Below are 1,284 nucleotides of genomic sequence, written 5' to 3'. Positions count from 1 at the left end.
GCGGGGCCGGTCGTCATGTCGGACGTGCCCGCGCGGATCTTGCGGGGCAGCAGGCCGGGGGTCGCCGGAAGGTCGGAGACGACGCCGACGTCCACGACGCAGACCTCGGCGCCCACCTGGTTCGCGAAGGCGTTGCAGACCGCGCCGCCGCCGAGGAAGTTGGCCACCATCTGGGCGGTGACCTCCTGCGGCCAGGGGGTGACGCCCTGGGCGTGCACGCCGTGGTCGCCGGCGAAGATCGCGACGGCCGCGGGCTCCGGGATCGGCGGCGGGCACTGGCGGGACAGGCCGGACAGCTGCGCGGAGATGATCTCCAGCATGCCGAGCGCGCCGGCCGGCTTGGTCATGCGCTTCTGCCGCTCCCAGGCCTCGCCGAGCGCCTTGGCGTCCAGCGGGCGGATCCCGGCGACGGTCTCGGCGAGCAGGTCGTGCGGGTCCTCGCCGGGCAGCGCGCGACGGCCGTACGTCTCCTCGTGGACGACCCACGACAGGGGGCGGCGCTTGGCCCAGCCCGCCTGCATCAGCTCAGGCTCGTCCGGGAACTCGTCGACGTAGCCGACGCAGAGGTAGGCGACGACGTCGAGGTGTTCCGGCAGGCCGAGGGCGCGGACCATCTCGCGCTCGTCGAAGAAGCTGACCCAGCCGACGCCGAGACCCTCGGCGCGGGCGGCGAGCCACAGGTTCTCGACGGCGAGCGCGGAGGAATACGGCGCCATCTGCGGCTGGGTGTGCCGGCCGAGGGTGTGGCGGCCACCGCGGGTCGGATCGGCGGTGACGACGATGTTCACCGGGGTGTCGAGGATGGCCTCGATCTTCAGTTCCTTGAACTGCTTCGCCCGGCCCTTCGGCAGGGACTTCGCGTACGCGTCCCGCTGCCGCGTCGCCAGCTCGTGCATCGCGCGCCGGGTGTCGGCGGAGCGGATCACGACGAAGTCCCAAGGCTGCGAGTGGCCGACGGAGGGCGCGGTGTGGGCGGCCTCCAGGACACGCAGCAGCACCTCGTGCGGGATGGGGTCACTGCGAAAGCCGTTGCGGATGTCCCGGCGTTCGCGCATGACCTTCAGGACGGCCTCGCGCTCGGCGTCGGCGTACGCGGGGGCGGCGGGGCCGGTGGACTCGCGTACTTCTTCCACGGCGGCCGTGCTTTCTTCCTGGTCGGCGGCCCTGGTGGCCAGGTCCTCCGGGTTCTGTGCGACGTTCGGGTCGGGCTGCTCGGGCTCCGGCTCGGCTCGCGGCTCGGGCTCCGACTCCGCTTGCGGGGCGGCGGGGTCCGCTTCGCGGGGG

1 protein-coding gene is annotated in these 1,284 nt (G+C 73.4%); it reads right to left on the bottom strand.

Translation table 11 applies throughout. From position 1 onward, the window contains the following. On the bottom strand, nucleotides 1–1,284 hold a 1,284-nt coding region (gene bluB, locus BZL64_RS32635), incomplete at both ends, for a 5,6-dimethylbenzimidazole synthase (RefSeq protein ID WP_244205637.1).

Origin of the sequence: Streptomyces bobili (assembly GCF_002154575.1) — a bacterium.
Lineage (GTDB): Bacteria > Actinomycetota > Actinomycetes > Streptomycetales > Streptomycetaceae > Streptomyces > Streptomyces bobili.
This window is presented reverse-complemented; position numbering and strand designations above follow the sequence as displayed.